General features: G+C 62.7%; 15 protein-coding genes. 9 read left to right on the forward strand and 6 right to left on the reverse strand.

Annotated elements, in window-relative coordinates; all coding sequences use genetic code 11:
- Positions 1-115 precede the first annotated feature (115 nt).
- The 3 genes from EZI54_RS08155 to EZI54_RS08165 form a co-directional block, all read right to left on the reverse strand.
- Positions 116-487, reverse strand: coding sequence for a hypothetical protein (locus EZI54_RS08155; protein WP_131480858.1), 372 nt, complete (start codon positions 485-487; stop codon positions 116-118).
- Between the two features lie 342 nt (positions 488-829).
- Entirely contained in the window at positions 830-2,278 is a 1,449-nt protein-coding gene (gene sbcB / locus EZI54_RS08160) for an exodeoxyribonuclease I (protein WP_131480860.1), read from the reverse strand.
- A 75-nt stretch (positions 2,279-2,353) separates the two neighbouring features.
- Positions 2,354-3,226, reverse strand: coding sequence for a DUF6160 family protein (locus EZI54_RS08165; RefSeq protein ID WP_131480862.1), 873 nt, complete (start codon positions 3,224-3,226; stop codon positions 2,354-2,356).
- Positions 3,227-3,613: 387 nt separating this feature from the next.
- Between EZI54_RS08165 and EZI54_RS08170 the strand changes: the two genes are divergently transcribed.
- Both EZI54_RS08170 and EZI54_RS08175 read left to right on the forward strand, forming a co-directional pair.
- Entirely contained in the window at positions 3,614-4,627 is a 1,014-nt protein-coding gene (locus EZI54_RS08170; RefSeq protein ID WP_131480864.1) for a response regulator, read from the forward strand.
- Between the two features lie 3 nt (positions 4,628-4,630).
- On the forward strand, positions 4,631-5,605 hold the full coding sequence (locus tag EZI54_RS08175; protein WP_131480866.1) for a GGDEF domain-containing protein: 975 nt from the start codon (positions 4,631-4,633) through the stop codon (positions 5,603-5,605).
- Here EZI54_RS08175 and can read toward each other — a convergent pair.
- Both can and EZI54_RS08185 read right to left on the reverse strand, forming a co-directional pair.
- A complete protein-coding gene (can, locus tag EZI54_RS08180; RefSeq protein WP_131480868.1) occupies positions 5,591-6,262 on the reverse strand; it encodes a carbonate dehydratase in 672 nt (223 codons plus the stop codon). The two genes, EZI54_RS08175 and can, sit on opposite strands and share 15 nt — an antisense overlap.
- Positions 6,263-6,442: 180 nt before the next feature.
- Positions 6,443-11,335 (reverse strand): NAD-glutamate dehydrogenase, encoded by a 4,893-nt coding sequence (locus EZI54_RS08185; protein ID WP_131480870.1) that lies wholly within the window; start codon positions 11,333-11,335, stop codon positions 6,443-6,445.
- Between the two features lie 435 nt (positions 11,336-11,770).
- Here EZI54_RS08185 and EZI54_RS08190 point away from each other — a divergent pair, with 435 nt between their 5' ends.
- From EZI54_RS08190 to EZI54_RS08215, 6 genes are read left to right on the forward strand one after another with little or no spacing between them, the layout of a single operon-like run.
- Entirely contained in the window at positions 11,771-12,733 is a 963-nt protein-coding gene (locus EZI54_RS08190; protein ID WP_131480872.1) for an AAA family ATPase, read from the forward strand.
- 4 nt (positions 12,734-12,737) lie between these two features.
- Positions 12,738-13,673, forward strand: a complete 936-nt coding sequence (locus tag EZI54_RS08195; RefSeq protein ID WP_131480874.1) for a DUF58 domain-containing protein — start codon at positions 12,738-12,740, stop codon at positions 13,671-13,673.
- 22 nt (positions 13,674-13,695) lie between these two features.
- Entirely contained in the window at positions 13,696-14,181 is a 486-nt protein-coding gene (locus EZI54_RS08200) for a DUF4381 domain-containing protein (RefSeq protein WP_242674385.1), read from the forward strand.
- Positions 14,175-15,185: a vWA domain-containing protein gene (locus tag EZI54_RS08205; RefSeq protein ID WP_131480876.1), complete on the forward strand. Its 1,011-nt coding sequence runs from the start codon at positions 14,175-14,177 to the stop codon at positions 15,183-15,185. The genes EZI54_RS08200 and EZI54_RS08205 overlap by 7 nt, the downstream gene beginning before the upstream one ends.
- Positions 15,178-17,019: a VWA domain-containing protein gene (locus tag EZI54_RS08210; protein WP_131480878.1), complete on the forward strand. Its 1,842-nt coding sequence runs from the start codon at positions 15,178-15,180 to the stop codon at positions 17,017-17,019. The genes EZI54_RS08205 and EZI54_RS08210 overlap by 8 nt, the downstream gene beginning before the upstream one ends.
- Positions 17,013-18,788: a BatD family protein gene (locus tag EZI54_RS08215; RefSeq protein WP_131480880.1), complete on the forward strand. Its 1,776-nt coding sequence runs from the start codon at positions 17,013-17,015 to the stop codon at positions 18,786-18,788. Before EZI54_RS08210 ends, EZI54_RS08215 begins: the two co-directional genes overlap by 7 nt.
- A 100-nt stretch (positions 18,789-18,888) precedes the next feature.
- On the opposite strand, the gene EZI54_RS08220 is transcribed toward EZI54_RS08215, so the two are convergent.
- Positions 18,889-20,874, reverse strand: coding sequence for an SDR family oxidoreductase (locus tag EZI54_RS08220; RefSeq protein WP_131480882.1), 1,986 nt, complete (start codon positions 20,872-20,874; stop codon positions 18,889-18,891).
- 559 nt (positions 20,875-21,433) lie between these two features.
- On the opposite strand from EZI54_RS08220, the gene EZI54_RS08225 reads away from it, so the two are divergent.
- Positions 21,434-21,733, forward strand: coding sequence for a hypothetical protein (locus EZI54_RS08225; RefSeq protein ID WP_131480884.1), 300 nt, complete (start codon positions 21,434-21,436; stop codon positions 21,731-21,733).
- The last annotated feature ends 69 nt before the right edge of the window (positions 21,734-21,802 follow it).

A 21,802-nucleotide genomic window follows, 5' to 3' on the forward strand; every position in this document is an offset into this window, starting at 1 on the left:
AAAGAGCGTGCAGGGTAGACTTTGACATGGCGTATCATTCCTCTGTTGGTTGTGATCTGGCGAGATCAACCAACAGGATACGCCACCTCTTCAACTTGCCTCCATACACCAGAAATCACCATAGCTCCGCCCCAACAACGACTAGGGTATTCAGGCGACTGGCAAAGTTAATTTTAATCAGTTCATTTCTGAATCGGTTCCAAGGCAAATGGCTGCCGTCAGCGAGCATCAATCCATCCTCATCGCCATGACACTCTAAATGGATTATTGGAGCAATAGCTTCTTTCGGGATTCTTTCGGAGATTGTTCGAAGGCAACGGATGAAAGCGTCTGCATCCTCAACCGGGAATATCTCAGCCGATAGATTCTCGACTTTAGAATCAAGATGCATTAGCTGGTCTTCGAAAAGCCGCGTTCCAGTCTTGAGCTCTCCCTCAGCCAAGGATTCAATGACGATCACTTTGTTCAAAAGGCCGGCTACTTTCATATTCGTCCTGATTGCTTAACCGCGATTAGGCCGCGCTCCGTGATATTGAATATACAAGCGCCCGGTATAACAGCATGATCACCCACCCCATAAACGCCTTATTTCCATAGCATTAACCCCACACGTGATCGCACCCTGCAATATCACCGCGTTCTTCATAACATTCACCAACCTGTCGCCCGCTAACCAATGTAGCCAAACCAACCACACCTCGCCAATGAGGCAGATCAACAAATCAGGCAGGCGCAAGCCGTCGCCCCGAATCGAGCGACAGTCTCAAAGAAAGGATTTATCCGAAGGGATCTTCAGAGGTAGAGATGGGCAGTTTGTCTGCCCTACCCCTCAAACATAAGGAATCAACGATTCCCCATACAACGCCAGCTCTTCCAGAACATGCCGATCCTTCGCCTTCAGTTCCGGCGATTGCAGCCGTTGCTGGATGTCCGCGAAGAAGCCTTCCAGCGAGCGCCAGCCGGCTTTGGGGTGCATCAGGCGTTGTTGTTTGAATGTTTCCCAGCGTTCCTGCTCTTCCGAGTCCAGGGTCTGGGGGTAGTTGCGGGCGCGGTAGCGGAAGACCATTTCCGCGAGGCGGGCGTCGTCGAATTCGGGGGTGGCTTCGCCCATCACTTCGACGGGTTGCTGGAGCAGTTGATCGAGCCGCTTGCGGTCGTTGGGGCTGAGGAAGCCGCCGGCGTAGAGCTGTTCGTCGGGGTCGGTCAGATCGCCCGGGCCGTCGTCCTGGGGTTGGTAGACTTCGGCCAGTTTCTCGCCCAGTCCCCTCGCCTGCCGCAGGATCTGCAGGTTGGCGCGCAGGGTGTCGCCGTCCAGTTGCAGTTGTTCGAGGCGTTCCGGGCTCAGGGATTTGAGCATGGTGCCGGGGGCCAGCACCGGGCATTTGTTGAGCTGGATGGCTTTCAGGGGGAAGCGCTCCTCGTCGCCCAGTTCCGCCTGGGTGCTGAACAGGCGGCGGCGGATTTCCTCGACGTCGGCGTTGATCAGCTCGGTCGGGTCCTTGCGCAGATCGTAGACGATGACGGCGTTCTTGTTGACCGGGTGCTGGGCCACCGGGGCGATCATGGCACAGCAGCCGATGGACGCGGGGTATTTGCTGGAGACGTGGAACACCGGCTTCATGGTGGCCAGGTCGAGCATGGCCCGGGCGGAGTGTTTGTCCTTGTGTTCCAGCACGTACTCGAACAGCTTGGGCTGCTTGTCCTTGATCAGCTTGGCCAGCGCGATGGTGGCGGTGACGTCGGACATGGCGTCGTGGGCCGCTTCATGGCTGATGCCGTTGGCGGCGGTGAGCTCTTCCAGGCGGAAGCTGGGAGAGCCGTCCTCTTTCTTGGGCCAGTTGATGCCCTCGGGCCGCAGCGCGTAAGTCAGGCGCACCATGTCGATGATGTCCCAGCGGGAGTTGCCGTTCTGCCATTCCCGGGCGTAGGGATCGCGCAGGTTGCGGTACAGGGTGTGGCGGGTGACCTCGTCGTCGAAGCGCAGGCTGTTGTAGCCGACCACACAGGTGCCCGGCTGGCTGAAGGCCTCGTGGATCAGGCTGATGAATTCGGCTTCCGGGTAGCCTTCGGCCCGGGCCTGCTGGGGCGTGATGCCGGTGATCAGGCAGGCGACCGGGTCCGGCACGTAGTCTTCGGTGGGCTGGCAGTAGATGACCAGCGGGTCTTCGATGATGTTGAGGTCCGCGTCGGTACGCACGCCGGCAAACTGGGAGGGCCTGTCGTGCACCGGGTCGGCGCCGAAGGTTTCGTAGTCGTGCCAGTAGAAGCTTTTAATCACGTGTTTGCCAACCTCAGCCGTGTCGTTTGGCTGCCGAGTGTAGCAAAGCCGTGAAAAGGGATCAGCAGGCCGGCCTCAGAAGAGGCCGACACCGCGATCGATGTATTCGGTCCGCGCCCGGGAAATGCCGTTCTGCAGGGTGGTGAGGTCCATCTGCATGGAGGTGGGGATGTTCAGGTACACCCCCGCCGCCGCATCGATGGCCGTGCCGCCGGTGGTGTTGCTGGACCAGGACACCGGGGCCTTCTGGAACGAGATGAAGAAATCGTCCGTCGGGCTGACCGTGCCGTCGCCGTTGGCGCTGCCGATGTCCAGGGTTTTCAGGTTGGTCAGCGGCGCGCACTGGACGCCCGCCGCGCAGTCAGTGGCGGCGTCGTCCAGGCCGATGTAACTGGCGCGGGTGTTGGTGGCGTTGCCGCCGGCGTCAAACAGCTGGGCGTCCTGCGCGGTACCGCTGGCGTCTTCGATCTTGATGCCGAGGTTGCCGGAGAAGCTTTCGAAATCGCCGGAAAGCGTGCCCCGGGCCTGCCCGAAGCCCATGCGGAAGCCGACGATATCGCCGTTCTCTTCCGCCAGCTCGAAATACGGGTTGCTGGCCTCGAACGGGACAATCTCGTTGACGTTGTAAGTCTGACCGTTGAGCTGGACCTTGGCGGCGTCCGTCGATATGTGGCCGAGCGAGAGCTGGCTGACCAGCACGTCGGTGCCGTCGCCGGTATCACCGAGGGCCACCGTGTCGATGTTGGTCTGGATTTCGGCGTCCAGCCCCATCGTCACACGGGTGTAGCGGTGTTCCGGCGTTCCATCGATATCCACGGCCATCATGGCCTGACCGGTGACCTGTTCCATCTCGCTGTCGGAGATGGGCTTGAGTTCCGCCTGTACGACTGATGACAACATCAGGCCGAAGCACACCGGGGCCACGCGTTTGAGCGCATCCCTGTTCATGGTTAGTGTCTCTGTGTCGTTGTCTGCGGAAAGACGCGACGGCTTATTCTTGTTATCCGGGACTGCGCCCCGTTTGGCAGGGACCCGGTATCGCACCGCAGCTTTTTGGGGAGCCGATGACGGGCTCTTTATTGTTTGCTTGCGTGACGACTATAGGGGGGCACTCCGGTCATTTAAGTGAGACCTGTCACATTAGGCCAAGTCATCCCCGGCCTTCCTCCGAAACTGTGATTGACGTCTTACAACAAATTACATTCCGTTCATTAAGGTGCGCGCCCTATGGGCTTACGCTTGCCGGAACGATTCTCCAGCCTGTCGCACGGAGCGACTCTCCCCCAACGAAAACTCGTTGCTACACTTCAGGCATACACCAATGAGCGACACGGCATGAGTTACTGCGTCCTGATCTGTGATGACTCCTCCATGGCCCGCAAACAGATGGCCCGCGCCCTGCCCGACGGCTGGGCCGGCGATGTGCGTTTTGCCGAGCATGGCGAGTCCGCCCTGGAGATCATCCGCGAGGGTGGGTGCGATGTCCTGTTCCTGGACCTGAACATGCCGGTGCTCGACGGCTACGGCGTGCTGGAAGCGGTTACCAGCGAGGACCTGCCGGTGATGACGCTGGTGGTCTCGGGCGACATCCAGCCCGAGGCGCGCAAGCGGGTCCTCAAGCTGGGCGCCATGGACTTCATCCGCAAGCCTACCGATCCGGGGCAGATCCGGGACATCCTGGAAGCCTATGGCCTTTACCGTGCCGGGGACATCGCCCAACCGGGCCTCGAATCCCCACCCGCCTCCTGGCCCGACGAACCGCTGGATCTCAACGCCTACCTGCAGGAAATGTCCAATGTGGCCATGGGCCAGGCGGCCGACCTGCTGGCGCGGCTGCTGGACGTGTTCATCAAGCTGCCGGTACCACGGGTGGCCATGCTGGCACAGAGTGAACTGGTCATGGCACTCGGGGCCGCCAGCGAGCGCGAGAGCTATTCCGCCGTATGCCAGGGCTTCAACGGGGCCGGCCTGGCGGGCGAAGCGCTGCTGCTGTTCTCCGATGCCAGCTTCGACGATATGGCGCGGCTGCTGGGCTACGAGGACACCAACCGCAATTCGCTGGAAGTGGAAGTGTTGATGGACCTGTCCAGCATCCTGTTCGGTGCGTTCCTCAAGGGGCTGGGCGATCAGCTCGACCTGCACCTCGGGCTCAGTCATCCCACGGTGCTGGGCCAACATCGCCAGGTGAGCGAGCTGCTGGAATACCACCGGGACAGGGACCAGCAGTTGCTCAGTATTGAGATCAACTACACCATCGAGGACTACAACGTGGTGTGCGACCTGCTGATCCTGCTCACGGCGGACTCGATCCCCCACCTGCAGCAGGCCATCGACTACCTGACGGAGTGACCCATGACTGTCAACCAGGATGACATGCTCGAATTCCACTGGCTGATGGACATGCTGGAGACCGTCGAGGTGGGCCTGATCGTGCTCGACTCGGAATTCCGGGTGCACGTATGGAACGGCTTTATGGAGAACCACAGCGGCGTGACCGCCTCGCGCATCAAGGAGCGGGACCTGTTTGCATTCTTCCCGGATTTACCGGAGACCTGGCTGCGGCGCAAGGTGAAGTCGGTGCGGATGCTCAAGACCCGCGCCTTCACCACCTGGGAACAGCGCCCCTACCTGTTCCATTTCCGGAACACCCGGCCGATTACCGGCACCGCGCCGTACATGTACCAGAACCTGACCATCAGTCCGCTCACCAGTACCGACGGCGAGGTGCGGATGGTGTGCCTGATGGTGTATGACGTGACCGACGTGGCCGCCGGCAATATGGCCCTGGAGCAGGCGAACGAACAACTGCTGCGCCTGAGCGAGACGGATCGCCTCACCGGGCTGCTCAACCGCGGCACCTGGGAGAACCTGTTAAAGGCCGACTATGAACGCTGCCGGCGTTACGGTAGCGACTCGGTGCTGGTGATGTTCGACATCGATCACTTCAAGGCGGTGAACGATACCCACGGCCATGTGGCGGGTGACGACGTGATCCGCCGGACGTCGGAGGTGCTGCTGTCCAACCTGCGCCATGCGGATCTGGCGGGGCGTTACGGGGGGGAGGAGTTTGCCATCGTACTGCCGGAAACCACAGTGTCTGGGGCTGTGGCGATGTGTGAGCGCATTCGCAAGGTCATTGCCGCGACCCCGGTGGATACCGGCACGGCGCAGATCAACTATACGATCAGTCTGGGCGTGGCGCCAATGAGCAAGGACATCGAAACACCGACACAGTGGATCGAGCGAGCGGATGCCGCCCTCTACCAGGCCAAAGAGGGCGGCCGTAATCAAACCTGCGTCACGGACGTGCCGTCACGCGCTCAGTGAACGGACCGGCCGCTCGACCAGGCCCTTCACCGCCTTGTCGTAGATCTCTTCACGCTCTTCGCTGCTGGTGATGCACAGACCCAAATCACGCAGCAGACCGTCGGCCACGTCATACACCCAGGCGTGGACCGACAGGTCCTGACCACGGGCCCAGGCGTCCTGGACGATGGTGGTCTGGCACACGTGACGCACCTGTTCGATGGCGTTCAGTTCACACAGGCGGTCGATCTGGTCCTGTTCGCTCGGCAGCTTCTGCAGCACCGGCTTGAACTGGTCCCGCACGTCCTGGATGTGGCGCAGCCAGTTGTTGATCAACCCCAGCCCCTGGTCTTTCAGGGCCGCCTTCACGCCACCACAGCCGTAGTGGCCCACCACCATGATGTGCTTGACCTTGAGCACTTCCACCGCGAACTGGATGACCGACAGGCAGTTGAAGTCGGTATGGACCACCACGTTGGCCACGTTGCGGTGAACGAACACGTCGCCGGGCATCAGGTTCATGATCTGGTTGGCCGGCACGCGGCTGTCGGCGCAGCCGATCCAGAGGTATTCCGGGGACTGCTGGTTGGACAGACGCTCGAAGAACTGCGGATCCTCTTCCTTGATCTTCTCTGCCCATTCACGGTTGCTTTCAAAGATATGATTAAGCCGTCGCATGTTTTCCTTCTCTGGTTGGGGAGCCGCTGCATGGCCCGGTCGGCGGTAGCCGGTGGCATTCAGCGGTTCCGGTAGAGCCCATCGTTGGCCGGGATGTAGCGGGAGGACGCCCACCCTGGCCACGAAACCAGCGCCGGTCGGGTGCCGGCGCACAAATTGAACGGGATATGCCCGTCAAGTTCAACCCATCGGGCTGGCCTGCGCCTCCAGCGGCGTGTGGATCGACGACTGGGCCAGGTCCAGCAACTCCCGCAGCGCCACGGAGAACATGGCGTACTCCGGCTCGCGGGTGCTGCGCAGTTCCGAGAGCATGGATTGCCAGCGATCCACCATCGGCTTGTGGCGCTCGATCCAGTCCTCGATGGCGGCACTGACGTCGCCATCCTGGCCGCTGATGCGCAACACGCCGGTGGTCAGCGCACGCTGCTGCCAGTCCAGGTCCTCGCGGAAGCTTTCCCGCGCCAGGGCCTCCCAGTGGGAAGACGGCGACAGTTTGGCCACCGCACCGGCGAACCAGTTGAGGTCCAGCCGCTCGCCCAGGCTGTAATACAGGTTGGCTACCTGCTTGAGCGGCACCTGCGTGGTCTCGTGGGCCTCGATGATGCCCAGCGCCGAGTACAGGTAGGAGGTGCCGGCCACCACGGCCGCCACATCCTCCGGAATCGACTTCTTGACCAGCGCGTTGTAGTGCTCGCGCCACTCTTCGCCGGACTGATGCCCGAGGTAGTCCGGCAACTGCGCGATGATATCGGACAACGCCTCGGCAAACCGGTCCACGTGCGACTGGATGTTGAGCTCGCTACGGCGGTTACGCAGCAACCAGCGTACGGCCCGGCGGACCAGTCGGATCAGTTCGTTCATCAGTTCCAACTGCAGCGATGCCGGCACCTTGTTGTCCAGGGCCTCGATCTTGTTCCACCACTCGTCGATGCGGAACACGTCCCGGGCAATGAGCCAGGCCATGGCGATGGCCGACACCGACGCGCCGGTGGACTTGGCCAGCCGGTCCACGAAGGTGATGCCCATGTGGTTGACCATGTCGTTGGCGATCTGGGTGGCGATGATCTCACGACGCAGTTGGTGCTCGCCCAGTTCCTTGCCGAATTTCTTGATCAGCGCATCCGGGAAGACCTTGTTCATTTCCTTCGCCAGGGACGGCTCATCCGGCAGGTCACTCTCGGTGAGCAACTGCTTGAGGTCGCCCTTCACGTAGGAAATCAGCACCGAAAGCTCCGGCCGGGTCAGCCCCTTCTTGTCGAGCTTGCGCTCGGCCAGGGTTTCCTCGTCGGGTAGGAACTCCAGCTCGCGGTTGAGTTTGCCCTCGGACTCCAGGGTGATCATCAGCCGGCGGTATTCCTCCAGCCGGGTGGTGGTATCGGTGTTGGCGATACTGATGGCCTGGGTCTGGCGGTAGTTGTTGAGCAGCACCAGCTCGGAGACGTCGTCGGTCATCTTCTCGAGCATGTTGTTGCGCTGCTTCTCGGTCAGGTCGCCGTTGGCCACCACACGGTTGAGCAGGATCTTCATGTTCACTTCGTGGTCGGAGCAGTCCACCCCGCCGGCGTTGTCGATGAAGTCCGTGTTGAGGCGGCCGCCGTTGAGGCCGAATTCGATGCGGCCGAGCTGGGTCATGCCCAGGTTGCCGCCCTCGCCCACGACCTTGGCCCGCAGCTCCTTGCCGTTGATGCGCAGGCCGTCGTTGGCCTTGTCACCGACGTCGCCGTGGGTCTCCTTCGAGCCTTTCACATAGGTGCCGATACCGCCGAACCAGAGCAGGTCGGCCTGGGCCTTGAGGATATGGCTGATCAGCATGTTGGGCGGTACGCGGTCCGACTTGATGTTGAACAGCTTCTTCATCTCCGCGCTGACCGGGATCGACTTGGCGCTGCGGTTGAACACGCCCCCGCCCTTGGAGATCAGGTCGGCGTTGTAGTCGGTCCAGGCGGAACGCGGTAACTCGAACAGGCGCTGGCGCTCCTCGAAGCTCTTCCTCGGATCCGGTGACGGGTCCACGAAGATGTGCATGTGGTTGAACGCGGCGATCAGCTTGGCGTGCTCGGATCGCAGCAGACCGTTACCGAAGACGTCGCCGGCCATGTCGCCGATGCCAATCACGGTGAACTCGTCGGTTGCCGGGTTGATGCCCAGTTCACGGAAGTGACGCTCGACAGACACCCAGGCGCCCTTGGCGGTAATGCCCATCTTCTTGTGGTCGTAGCCCTGGCTGCCGCCGGAAGCGAAGGCATCGCCAAGCCAGAAGTCGTATTCCTTCGACAGGCCGTTGGCGATGTCAGAGAAGGTCGCGGTGCCCTTGTCGGCCGCAACGACCAGATAGTGGTCGTCCTCGTCGTGGCGCACCACGTTCTGCGGCGGGCGGATGGCGCCGTCGATCAGGTTGTCGGTGACATCCAGCAGGCCGCGCACGAAGGTCTTGTAGGCCTCGATCCCTTCACGCTGGAAGGCGTCGCGATCGCCGCTGTCCGGCAGTTGCTTGGCGACGAAGCCGCCCTTGGCGCCGACCGGCACGATGACCGCGTTCTTGACCTGCTGGGCCTTGACCAGACCCAGGATCTCGGTGCGGTAATCCTCGAAGCGATCCGACCAGCGCAGGCCGCCACGGGCCACCTTGCCGCCGCGCAGGTGTACACCTTCCACCCGCGGCGAGTAGACGTAGATCTCGAACATGGGCATGGGCAGCGGCATGTCCGGGATCTCGGACGGACGGAACTTGTAGCTGATGTACGACTTGTGGTTGCCGTCGGCATCCTTCTGGAAGTAGTTGGTGCGCTGGGTGGCCTTCATCAGGTCCAGGTACAGGCGCAGCACGCGGTCTTCACTGAGGTTTTCCACGTCATCCAGGCCGGAGTTGAACTCCAGCTCCAGCTTCTGCTGGGCGGCGGCACTCTTGCCGGCGCTCTGGTTACGCTCGGGGTCGAACCGTACGGCAAAGAAATCCAGCAGGTTCTGGGCCAGCCCAACGTGGTTGACCAGCGTATTGGAGATGAACGTCTGGCTGTTGGAAATGCGGATCTGGCGCATGTAGCGGGCGTAGGACCGCAGCATCGCGATCTGGCGCCAGTCAAGGTAGCAGGCCAGCACCAGGCGGTTGAAGTTGTCGTTCTCCGCTTCGCCGTACCAGACGCGGCGGAACAGGTCCTCGAAGATCGGCCGTATACGGTGGATATCAACAATCTTGCCGGTGTAGGCCTGCAGCGCGAAGTCGTGGATCCAGACGGACCGGCCGTTGCGGTCCACCACCTCGAACGGGTGCTCGCCCAGGACCCGGAACCCCAGGTTATGGAAGATCGGCAGCACATCCGACAGCGGCAGCTGCGCGTCCGGCGAAAAGAGCTTGAAGTGAACGGTGCTCTCCTCCTCTTCCAGCGCCCGATAGAAGCTCATTTCCAGTTGGGAGCTCTTCGCCGCATCAACGATGTGCTCCAGGTCGATCGCCGTCCGACGGGGTGAGAAGCGGTCCCGGTAGCTGCCGGGGAAGGCATTGCGGTAGAGGCGGATCAGCTCGTTGCCACGCTCTTCGCCGTGGGTCTCGTGCAGGGCTTCGGACAGGCCGTCGCGCCAGGACTGCGCCAGGGAAATCACCTGCTCCTGGATGTCATGGACCGGCAGTTGGCGGTTCTCCACCTGCGGTACCCGGATGGTGAACTGGACCCGGGCCAGCACCGACTCGGAGAAGTGGGTGACGAACTCAATGTCTTCCGCTTCGAGACGCTCCATCAGCACCTGCTCCACATTCAGGCGCAGCTCGGTGTTGTAAATGTCCCGCGGGAAGAACGCCAGGCAGGTGACGAACTGGCCATACACGTCCTCGCGCATGAACACCTTGATCATGCGGCGTTCCTGGATGTAGAGGATGTCCAGCGCCACCCTGTAGAGCTCGTCCGGTTCGATCTGGAACAGCTCGTCGCGGGGGTAGACCGTCAGGATCTGGTCCAGCTCCTTGCCGGCGTAGTCGTTCCGCAGGAAGCCGGAGCGCCTGATCACCTCGTTCACCTTGCGGCCCAGCAGCGGAATCTGGTCGGGACGTTCCTGGTAGACGCGGGAGGTGTACAGGCCGAGGAAACGGCGCTCGCCGATCACCTCGCCCTTGGCGTTGAATTTCTTGACGGCGATGTAGTCCGGGTACGCCGGCCGGTGCACCCGGGAACGCTGGGCCGACTTGGCGAAGATGAAGATGTCGTCGGTGCGGGTCATCTCGGTGCGGGTGCGCTGGGGCAACTCTTCCAGCCGGACCTTGACCGGCCGTTCGTTGTGGACCCGCAGGATGCCCATTTCCGAATCCGGCACCTGGGTCACCAGCATGCCGCCCTTTTCCTTGACGAAGTCGTACTCGTCGTAGCCCAGGAAGGTGAAGTGGTCGTCCGCCAGCCACTCCAGGAAACGGTGCGCTTCCTTGATGTCATCGCTGCTGATCTTGGCCTTGCAGTTGTCCAATTCCTTCAGGATCTCGGTGGACTTGGCCTTCATCGCCGGGAAGTCGTCCACGGCAATGCGGACTTCCTGGAGCACCTGCTGCAATTCGTCCTCCAGGCCACGCAATTCTTCCGGGTCACTGTGCCGGTCGATCTCGAGGACGATCATCGCCTCGTAACTGGTCTTGGCCTTGCCCGCCTTGCTGTCCCGGTCGTGCAGTTTCTTGAGTTTGCCGCTGCGATCGCGCTCGACCTGCAGGATGGCATGGTACAGGGTATGGGTCCCGATTTCGCGCTGGTTGATGGCGATGCGGATGGAGTCGATCAGGAACGGGATGTCCGGGTGGAGGATGAAGATAACGGAGTGGGTCGACTGCCAGCCGTCGCTCTCCAGATCCGGGTTGAATACCGCCACAGGGGAATCCGCAGCCGCACGGTTCTGGATGAACTTCCAGGCGGCGAGTACTGAGCCATAGACGTCGGCAAAGCGGCGGGCCAGTAACTCATCAAGCGGCAGGTGGGATAAATGTTGAACTGCAAATTCACTGATCTTCTTCGCTTCGGTTTTGTTGATCTTTTCGGCAAAGGCTTCGGCCAGCAAGTCATGGAACTGGTCCTTGCTGGTCACCGTCAGCGCGTTCATGTGCTACCCCAACTTTCTGAATGAATGTTAATAAACAAATCCAGTGGAGACCTGTCACAGACTGGGTTCCACTTCCGGGTTATGACAGGCAGCTGGCTTACTCCACTAGCATAGTCAAACCCTTGATTTTTGCTGGTAGGTTACAAACACTGGTCGCCTACGGCGATTGTGGTCAATACGGACTCCGGACCGGTTTGCAACCTGATGAACCTACGGATCGTTCATGACGTCTCCGATGGGCACTTCGTCCGGATGGGTCCGTAAGAGAGAAATGACAGGGAGTGGTTGAAAAAGGTCAGACTGTGACGGACCAATACATGACGCGCAGCAAGGAATGTCTGCCGCATGGGCAGATCTATCGTCGACACTGTGCAACACTGCAACTCGCCACAGCATGGGCTTTTTCAACAGCTCCGCAGACAAACGGAAGGATCAATGTCGTTACAGCGTATATTCGGGGATCTGCGATCCCAATTAGCGAAAAGGATCATAGGGCAGGAAAAGCTGGTTGACCGGCTGCTGATCGCCCTGCTCGCCGACGGCCACCTGCTGGTGGAAGGCGCCCCGGGGCTGGCCAAGACCACCGCCATCAAGACCCTGTCCGATCACATCGAAGGGGATTTTCACCGTATCCAGTTCACGCCGGACCTGCTGCCGTCGGACGTCACCGGCTCCGAGATCTACCGCGCCGAGACCGGCCTGTTCGAATTCCAGAAGGGGCCGATCTTCCACAACCTGGTGCTGGCTGACGAAATCAACCGGGCGCCGGCCAAGGTACAGTCCGCCCTGCTGGAAGCCATGGGCGAACGCCAGGTGAGCGTGGGTATGAAGACCTTCCCGCTGGACCGCCTGTTCCTGGTCATGGCGACCCAGAACCCGATCGAACAGGAAGGCACCTACCCGCTGCCCGAAGCGCAGCTGGACCGGTTCCTGATGCACGTCACCATCGACTACCCGGACGCCGGTGCCGAACGCGACATCCTGCACCTGGCACGACGCGACTATCAGCAGGGGCCGGAACCGACGGATCTGCGCCTGCGCGCCGACGATATTTTCCAGGCCCGGCTGGACGCCAGCGAACTCTACATGGCCGAAGCGGTCGAGGATTACCTGGTGGCGCTGGTGCTGGCCACCCGCCAGCCGGCCAGCCTGGACGCGGACCTGGCCCGTTGGATCGCCTTCGGCGCCAGCCCCCGGGGCACCATTGCCCTGGACCGCTGCGCCCGCGCCAAGGCCTGGGTGGACGGCCGGGAGTTCGTCAACCCGGACGATGTGCGCGCCATCGCCTTCGATGTGCTGCGCCATCGCGTGCTGCTGACTTTCGAGGCGGAGGCCGACGGCATCACGCCGGACGACGTGATCCAGCGCCTGATCGATCGGGTCCCGGTCGCCGCCTGACGCCATGCAGGACGCTTCTCCACTGATTCGCATCGACCTGCCGGAGCTGATCCGCCTGCAGGCGGACGCCCGCGCCCTGCGCCTGCCCGGCACGCGTCCGGTTACGGTGCGCCAAGCCGGGGTCAACCGGTCCCGGCAGAAAGGCCGCGGCATGGTGTTCTCGGAGGTGCGGCTGTACCAGCCGGGCGACGACATCCGCAGCATCGACTGGCGGGTAACCGCGCGCCGGCAGCAACCGCACACCAAACTCTATGAGGAAGAAAGGGAACGCCCGCTGCTGATCCTGTGCGATCTGGGCGATTCACTGTATTTTGGCAGCGAAGGCGCCTACAAGCGGGTGCGCGCGGCCCAGGTGGCCGGGCTGATCGCCTGGCTGGGCCTGTTCGCCGGTGACCAGGTGGGCGGCATCGTGTTTTCCGACCACCAGTGCGATGTGCTGCGCCCAGCCCGTCGCCGGCGGGCGGTGGTGCGATTACTGGACAGCCTCGTCCAGCGTCAGGACGACCACACCGGCCCGTCAGGCCAGAACACCGAAGGAAGCCGCCTGGATGAAGCATTGCGTGAGGCACGTCGTATCGCTCACACCGGCAGCCGTGTTTTCATCATCAGTGATTTTATCAACCTGTCGCCCGAGACCCCGGCGCTGATTGCGCAACTGGCCCGGCACAACACGATCAGCGCCCTGCGGGTCATCGACCCGCTGGAACAGGCGCTGCCGGAGCGCGGCCGGTTTGCGGTCGCCGGGCCTGACGGACCGCTCTGGTTCGACGCCGGCAACAGCGCCTTCCGGGAAGCCTTCCAGGCCAAGGTGGCGGAACACGAATACAAGGTCGAGCGTTGTTTCAGCCTGGCGGGCGTCAATGCCGTGCCCCTGTATACCGGGCAGCAGCCGGCGCAGGTCCTGAAAACCGTGCTCGGCCCACGGGGCCGACTGGGATGAGCACAACGGTCACAACAACAGCATGACACAGGCAGTACAACAACCCATGAATCAGGGCGATCCCCTCGCACAGTTGCGGGATATCCACCTGCCCGAACCCGGCGGCTTCTGGCCACCCGCGCCCGGCTGGTGGATCCTCGCTGCGCTGGTGCTGCTCCTGGTCGCCGCCGTGATCTGGTGGGCCTGGCGCCGGCACCGGCGCAACCGCTGGATCCGCGACGCCCGGCAGGAGCTGGCCCGGCTCGGCGCCGCCGCCCGCTCCGACAACGACTGGTTTACCGAACTCAATGCCCTGCTCAAACGCTGTGCCCGCCAGCGCTATCCGGACCAGCATCCGGATACCCTGAGCGGCCCGCAGTGGAGTGATTTCCTGGCGCGCACGGAGCCGGCACTGGACCGCCAGCAGGTCGAAGCCCTGGTGAATGCAGCCTGGCATCCCTCGCCCCGGATCGAACCGGATCAGGCCAGGGCAGTGGCCGAACGCTGGCTGGGAGGGCAGAGATGCTGAGTTTTGCCTATCCCTGGCTGTTGCTGCTGGTTCTCCTGCCCCTGCTGTGGTGGCGCCGCCGCAGGACGGATGCCGATCAGGTGGCCGCGCCATCCATTCCCGTGGGACACTGGCTGACCAACCTGCCCGGTGTCAGCCGTAGCGGCAATGCCCGCAGCCGATGGCAGAAGCTGTTGCTTTTGGCGGCCTGGGTCTTGCTGGTGGTTGCCCTCGCCCGCCCCCAGTACATCGGCGAAGACGTCAACCTGCCGGTCACCGGCCGGGACCTGCTGTTGGCGGTGGACATCTCACCGAGCATGGAAGAGGAGGACATGATCGTGGGCCAGCGCCAGGTGAACCGGCTGACAGCGGTCAAGGACGTCCTCGATGAATTCATCAAGCGCCGGGAAGGCGATCGCCTCGGGCTGCTGTTGTTCGGCACCCAGCCCTACATCCAGGCGCCGCTGTCGTTCGATCACGAGACCATCCGCACCCTGCTGCAGGAAGCCCAGTTGGGCATGGCCGGCCGGGCCACGGCCATCGGCGACGCCATCGGCCTGGCGGTGAAGCGACTGCGGGATCGCCCCCAGGACCAGCGGGTGCTGATCCTGCTTACCGACGGCGCCAACACCGCCGGCGAAGTCAGCCCCGACAAGGCCGCCGAGATTGCCGCCGCGGCCGGCGTGCGCATCTACACCATTGGCATCGGCGCCGAGGCCATGCTGCAACGCGGTTTCCTCGGCACCCGCAAGGTCAACCCATCGCGGGACCTGGACGAGGACCTGCTCAAGCGGATCGCCAGCCAGACCGGCGGCCAATATTTTCGCGCGCGCAGCACACCGGAGCTGGAATCCATCTACAACACCATCGACAAGCTCGAACCGATCGAGCTGGAAGGCAAGCAGTACCGCCCGACCACCGACCTGTTCTACTGGCCGGCAGGCATTGCCATCGCCCTGTTGCTGATCGGCCAGTTGCTGTCCCATGTTCGCCGTCGCGAAATTCCGGGGGTGAGCCATGGCTGACTTCCATTTCATGCGCCCGCTGTGGTTGTTGCTCCTGGTGCTGTTGCCGTTGATCCCCTTCCTGTTGCGCTTCCAGGGCGAAGGTCAGAGCGGCTGGGCGCGGGTGATTCCCGAAGCCCTGCTGCGGCCCCTGCTGGGTGATGCGGTGGAACAGAATGCCCGCCGCAAGCGCCCCGGCATCATCCTGGGTACACTGGTGATTGCCTGTGCCCTGGCCCTGGCCGGCCCCAGCTGGCGTGAGGCGCCCACACCGCTGATGCAGGAGAACGACAGCCTCGTCATCGTGCTCGACCTGTCCCTGTCGATGCTGGCCCAGGACGTCGACCCGGACCGCCTGACCCAGGCCAAGCGCAAGATCCGCGACATCCTGGCCCAGCGCAGGAGCAGCTTCACCGCGCTGGTGGTCTACTCCGGCGATGCCCACACCGTGACGCCCCTGACCGATGACAGCCGCACCATCGAAAGCCTGCTGGATGTGCTCGATCCCTTCATGATGCCGGCCAGCGGCAACCGGGCCGATCTGGCGGTGGAACAGGCCGAGCGGCTGCTGGACCAGGGTGCCCCGGGCCAGGGCCGGATCCTGCTGGTCACCGATGCCCTGCGCGCCAGTGACTACCAGTCCATCCGCGAAACACTGCAGGGATCGCCCTACAGCCTCAGCACGCTGGTGGTGGGCACCCGGGAAGGCGGGCCGATTCCCCTGCCCAAGCGCGGCTTTATCCGCGACGGCGACCACGTGGTCATCGCCAAGGCCCAACCGGACCGGCTGGCCCAACTGGCCAGTGCCACGGGGGGACTGAGTTCGCCGGTCACCCTGGATGACGACGACATCCGCACCCTGGAACTGCGCTCGCAGGACAGCGACGACTGGCATGAAAGCAAGCGCGACCTGATGGTCAAACGCTGGAAGGACGACGGTTACTGGCTGCTGTGGCTGGCCGCGCCGCTGGCCCTGATCGCCTGGCGCCGCGGGGCGCTACTGCTGATTCCGTTGGTGCTGCTGCCGCTGCTGCCCCAGCCCGCCCAGGCGATGGACTGGGAGGACTGGTGGACCCGCCCGGACCAGCGCGCCGAAGCGCTGATCCAGAAGGACCCGGCGGTCGCCGCCGACAAGCTGGATGACAGCGGCTGGAAAGGCTCGGCGCTCTACCGGGCCGGCGACTATGACCGCGCCGCCAGTGCCTTTGCCAAGGCCGATTCGGCGGATGCCCAGTACAACCGCGGCAATGCCCTGGCCCGCAAGGGCGATCTCAAGGAAGCCCTCGCCGCATACGACAAGGCACTCGAAAAGGACCCGGGCAACCAGGATGCCCGGTTCAATCGTGACCTGGTGAAGAAACTGCTGGAGCAGCAAAAGCAGCAGAAGAAACAGAACCAGCAGAACCAGGGCAACAAGCAGTCCGACCAGCAGAAGCAGCAAGGCCAGTCCGGTCAGGGCCAGCAGAACAAGCCCAACCAGGGCCAGTCTTCCTCGCAACAGCAGCAGGACAGCCAGCAGGGGCAGAATCCGTCCCAGCAGGACCAGAATGCCGACCAGGGCAAACAGGGGCAGCAAAATCAGTCCCGGCAATCGCCCGGTCAGCAACAGGAGGATGAATCGTCATCCCAGGGCCAGTCGGACCAGCAACCGGGCCAGTCCGACGAAAAATCCGGCCAGCAGGCCAAGGCCCAGCCTGCCGGCGAGGCCGGCAACGACAAGCAACTCTCCCAGAGCCAGGAACAATGGCTTCGGCGGATACCGGACGACCCGTCCGGTCTGATGCGCCGCAAATTCCTTTACCAATACCGTGAGCGCGGCAACCAGCAACAAATGGAAGGCGATACACCATGGTAAATCACGTCCGGCAGATGCTCCTGCTGATCCTGATGGCACTTGTCACGACCCAAGCCTGGGCGGACGACAAGGGAACGCTCGACGTTCACGTGGATCGGACGACCCTGCACGAGAACCAGACCCTGACCCTGACGGTCAAGGGCGAAATGCCGTTCTCCATGGACCTGGACATGCTGTTCAACATCGGCGATCTGGAACTGCCCTCACCGGAAGAGGATGCCCTGGAAGAGAACTTCGAGATCCTGGGCAAGCACCAGAAGTACAGTCTGCGCTCAGTCAACGGCGATGCCACGGCCATCGTTACCTGGATCTATGAACTGGCGCCAAAGAAGACGGGCAAGCTCGAGATCCCGTCGCTCAAGTTCCGCGAAGCCCGTTCGGAACCGGTGACGGTGACGGTTGAGCCCGGCGATGCGCCCGCGCCGGATGGCACGGCCCGCCCGGCGTTCGTCGAGGTGGAAACCGACAAGTCCTCGGTCTACGTCCAGGAGCAGTTGGTCCTGACCGTACGCCTGTTTTACCGGGGCAACCTGATCCGGGGCGACCTGAGCCAGCCGGAGCAGAACGACGCCATCATCGAATCCATGGGCGAGCAACAGGAGTACGCCCGTGTCCGCGACAATGTGCGATATCGGGTGGTGGAGCGGCGCTACGCCATCTATCCCCAGTCTCCCGGCACCCTGACGATCGACGGCATCAAGTTCAACGGCCAGGCCCGGGACGACACCGGTAGCCTGACCTTCCTGCGGGATACGGCTGATCCCCTGAATATTCCGGTCAAGGGCATCCCCGACAGCTTCACCGGCGACACCTGGCTGCCGGCGAGCAGCCTGGAGCTATCCCAGGACTGGAGCAATCCCAGCACCGAACTCAAGGCGGGCAAGAGCGTCACCCGGACCCTGACCCTGAATGCCCTCGGCCTGCTCGGCTCGGCCCTGCCGCCACTCAAGGTGGACTATCCGGATGCCGTGCGCAGCTATCCGGACAAACCGGAGCTGAAATCCAACGTGGACAGCCGCACGGTCACCTCGTCACGTACCGAGAGCACGGCGCTGGTGGCGGTCAAACCGGGGCAGATTACCCTGCCGGAGGTGCGGGTCCCCTGGTGGGACACCGTGAACGACAAGGAACGCGTCGCCGTGATCCCGGCGCGCACCCTGACCATCACCGACAGCGCCGGCGTCGCGGCGCCCCCGCCGGCCGCCAAGAACCCGCCTTCGGCACCGGACCAGGCCAAGCCGGTCACGCCCAAGGCCCGGGAGACAGCCCTGGAGGAAGCGCCCCAGCCGCTGCACTCACCGCTGGACAACACGTGGTTGTGGCTGGCCGTGGCACTGGGCACCGGTTGGGCACTGACCGTCCTGTTCTGGTGGCTCAACCGCCGCCGTGCCGCCGTCTCCCCCGGGGAAAGCGACCCACAGGGCGATCCGGCTGAAGCCACCCTCTACGCCGAACTGGAAAAAGCCGCCCGCGCCGGCAACGCCCAGACCCTGAGCCTGCTGCCACGCTGGGCCCGCCAACGATTCGGAAACCAGCACCTGCGCAGCGCCGGCGATGTGGTTCGATTCAGTACCGATGAAACCCTGGCCGAAGAGCTGGAGAAGCTGCAGGAACGTCTGTACGGCGGCAAAGCGGCCGCAGACAGCTGGCAGCCGGAAGCGCTGCTGAAATCACTCCAGCGACTGCGTGACCGCCCGCTGCGCCAGGCCACACCCGGTCTGGCGCCGCTCTACCCGTCCAGTCTGAAGGCGGGTGGCGCCAACTCGTAGAGGGCTGCCGGACTTCCGACCGGAAAGCGGCAGCGCTTTTCCCTTGCCCATAAAAAAACCGGAGGCACTGTGCCTCCGGTTTTTTTATGCCGGCTCGAACCTACCAGTAAATACCCCGCATGATGGCCGCAAAAGCCACCTGCTCGGTCGAGACCTGGGGCTTCTCACCCCGGCGTGAACCGGAGGCGGCGGCGGAGTCCGGGAACATCCGGTAGCCGGTGTTCATCACGATCTCGCCCAGCTTCGGCGCCAGCGCATGCAACACCTGGGCGAAGGTGCCCAGACGGGTGGCGATGCGCTTGGGCCGGTGGATGATCGCCTGGGCCACCATGTCGGCGGCTTCGTCCGGCGTTAGCGTCGGCACCTGATCGTAGATCTTGGTGGGCGCGATCATCGGCGTTTTCACCAGCGGCATGTTGATGGTGGTGAAGGTGACATTGCGGTCCGACCACTCGGCCGCGGCACAGCGGCTGAAGGCATCCAGCGCGGACTTGGAGGCCACATACGCCGAGAAACGCGGGGCGTTGGTCAGCACGCCGATGGACGAGATGTTCACGATGTGCCCGCGGCGCTGCTCCAGCATCTTCGGTGCGAAGCCCATGATCAGGCGAACCGAGCCGAAGTAGTTGAGCTGCATGGTGCGCTCGAAATCGTGGAAACGGTCGAACGACAGGTCCAGCGAACGGCGGATCGAACGGCCAGCGTTGTTGACCAGCACATCCACCTGGCCGTGGTTGTCCAGCACTGTGCTGACGAATTGATCACACGCTTCCATATCGGAGAAGTCGCACTGGTAGGCGTGCACGCTGGCACCGCGGGACTCCAGCTCGGCGGCCACCTCTTTCAGGCGCTCCGGCTTGCGCGCGCCGATCACCAGGATGGCGCCGGCATCCGCCAGCTTCTGTGCCGTGGCCAGACCGATCCCGGATGTGGCGCCGGTGATCACGCAGACGCGACCTTCGACGGTGCCTTTCAGGGTGCGATCCTTGAACAGGTCCGGATCCAGGTGGCGCTCCCAGAAATCCCAGACCACCGGTGCGTAGTCCGCCAGGCGCGGCACCTCGATGCCGGAGCCCTTCAGCACACGCTCGGTCTCGCGGGCGTCGAACCGGGTCGGATAGTTCACGAACGACAGCACCGACGGCGGAATGCCCATGTCGTCCAGGACCGCATTGGTGATGCGCTTGACCGGTGGCAGGTTCTTCAGGCTCTGGCGGATAAACGGCGGCACGAAGCCGAACATGCGGCTGTCCACACGCATCGCCATGCGCGGCGCATGACCGGCCTCGCAGAAGATGTTGAGGATCTCGCCAACCTTGTAGGGATCGGGGTCCACCAGGTGGAAGCAGTTGCCGTCCTCACCATCCAGGTGGGCGATGTGGTCCAGGGCCGCCACCACGAAGTCCACCGGCACGACGTTGAGCCGGCCGCCTTCGATACCAATGGTCGGCACCCACTGCGGCAGCGCCGAGCGGATTTTCTGGATCATCTTGAAGAAGTAATAGGGACCATCGACCTTGTCCATCTCACCGGTCTTCGAGTGGCCGATGACCATGCCGGGACGGTAGATGCGGAACGGCACCGTGCACTCGTAGCGCACGACGCGTTCGCTGTCGTGCTTGGTCTTGAGATAGGGATGATCGAGTTTCTCCGCTTCCTCGAACATGTCTTCGCGGAAAGTGCCCTTGAACAGGCCGGCCGCGGCAATGGAAGACACGTGATGGAAACAGCCGGCGTTCATGGCGGCCGCCGCGGCGATCGCCTGGTGGGTACCATCGATATTGGCGGCGCGCTGGGATTCCTCGTCGGCGCCCATGTCATACACCGCTGCCAAATGGAAGAAGTGGCGGATATGCCCCTTCAGCGACTTGAGCACGTCGCCATCAATGCCCAGCTGCGGTTTGGTGAGATCGCCCACGACCGCCTTGATCCGTGTCTCGTCAACGCCGCAACGCTCACGCAACCGGTCGATCTTTTCCAGTGACTCCTCGCGCACCAGCAAGTGCACCGTACCGCCGCGTGCGAGCAGTTTCTCTACCAGGAACCGTCCGATGAACCCGGTTCCACCCGTCAGGAAATAGTCCATAGTTTGCCCATCCACTTATTGCTCTTATTTGGAATCGACCACCCTCAACACCTGCCGGTCGTCACAGGCCTGTGGTCACCTGTGCATCTCGCCCGGCAGCGCTGTGGGGACAGCTGGAAGACTCCCTCTCCGTGATCCTGCCGGGACTGTCCAGTCCCGGCAGGATCGGTCGCATTGTACGCAATTGTTTTTTGCAAGTATCGTATTTTATTAGAGCATTTACTCCGTCTAATCCACTGTTTTTACTAGATTAATTACTCTAAATCCGTGAGAGGGGTCGGGGCAGGCACACGTCCCGGCCAGGGGCCACGGGGCCCCACAGCACATTCGGAACACCTCTGAAATGAGCCTAGCACAGCGTCTGTCGGACGCATGGCCAGGAATGCACCGGGTTTGACCCGGGTCGCCGAGGGTGTTGCAAAAGCATCGTCAATCTGTGCGCCAAGGACCAGACCATGCACAATGGACCGGCGAGGCGTCGCAGAATTCCCGCACGGGCGGGACACGATGAGGATGCAATGACATAATCCGCGACCTTTGAACTTTTCGGGAGCACACCATGTCTGACAAAAACGCCCATTCCGAGCGCTACATCAAGATCGCACGGGCCTGCCTGAAGGCCATCAACGATTCCGGCACCAGCGGCGAGAGTCGGGAAGAGAAAATCCAGAAGGTGTACGATGCCATCGACGACGCCTTCCAGGCCGAGTTCAACGACTACCGTCAGTCACTGGCGGTCATGGGATCGGTCCTTGAACGGATTGCTTCCGGCGAGTTGAGTGCCGAGGCCGCATCGGATTTGGCCCGCAAGACGCTGGCAGGCTCCGGCCATAGTGTGGCGAATCGCCCCATTCACTGAGCGTTGCCTAATTCCGGCGATCACATCGCACCGTGATCGCCCCACGATTCTGAACCCGGGAAAAGGAGT

It is taken from the genome of Marinobacter halodurans (genome assembly GCF_004327985.1).
Classification (GTDB): Bacteria; Pseudomonadota; Gammaproteobacteria; order Pseudomonadales; family Oleiphilaceae; genus Marinobacter_A; species Marinobacter_A halodurans.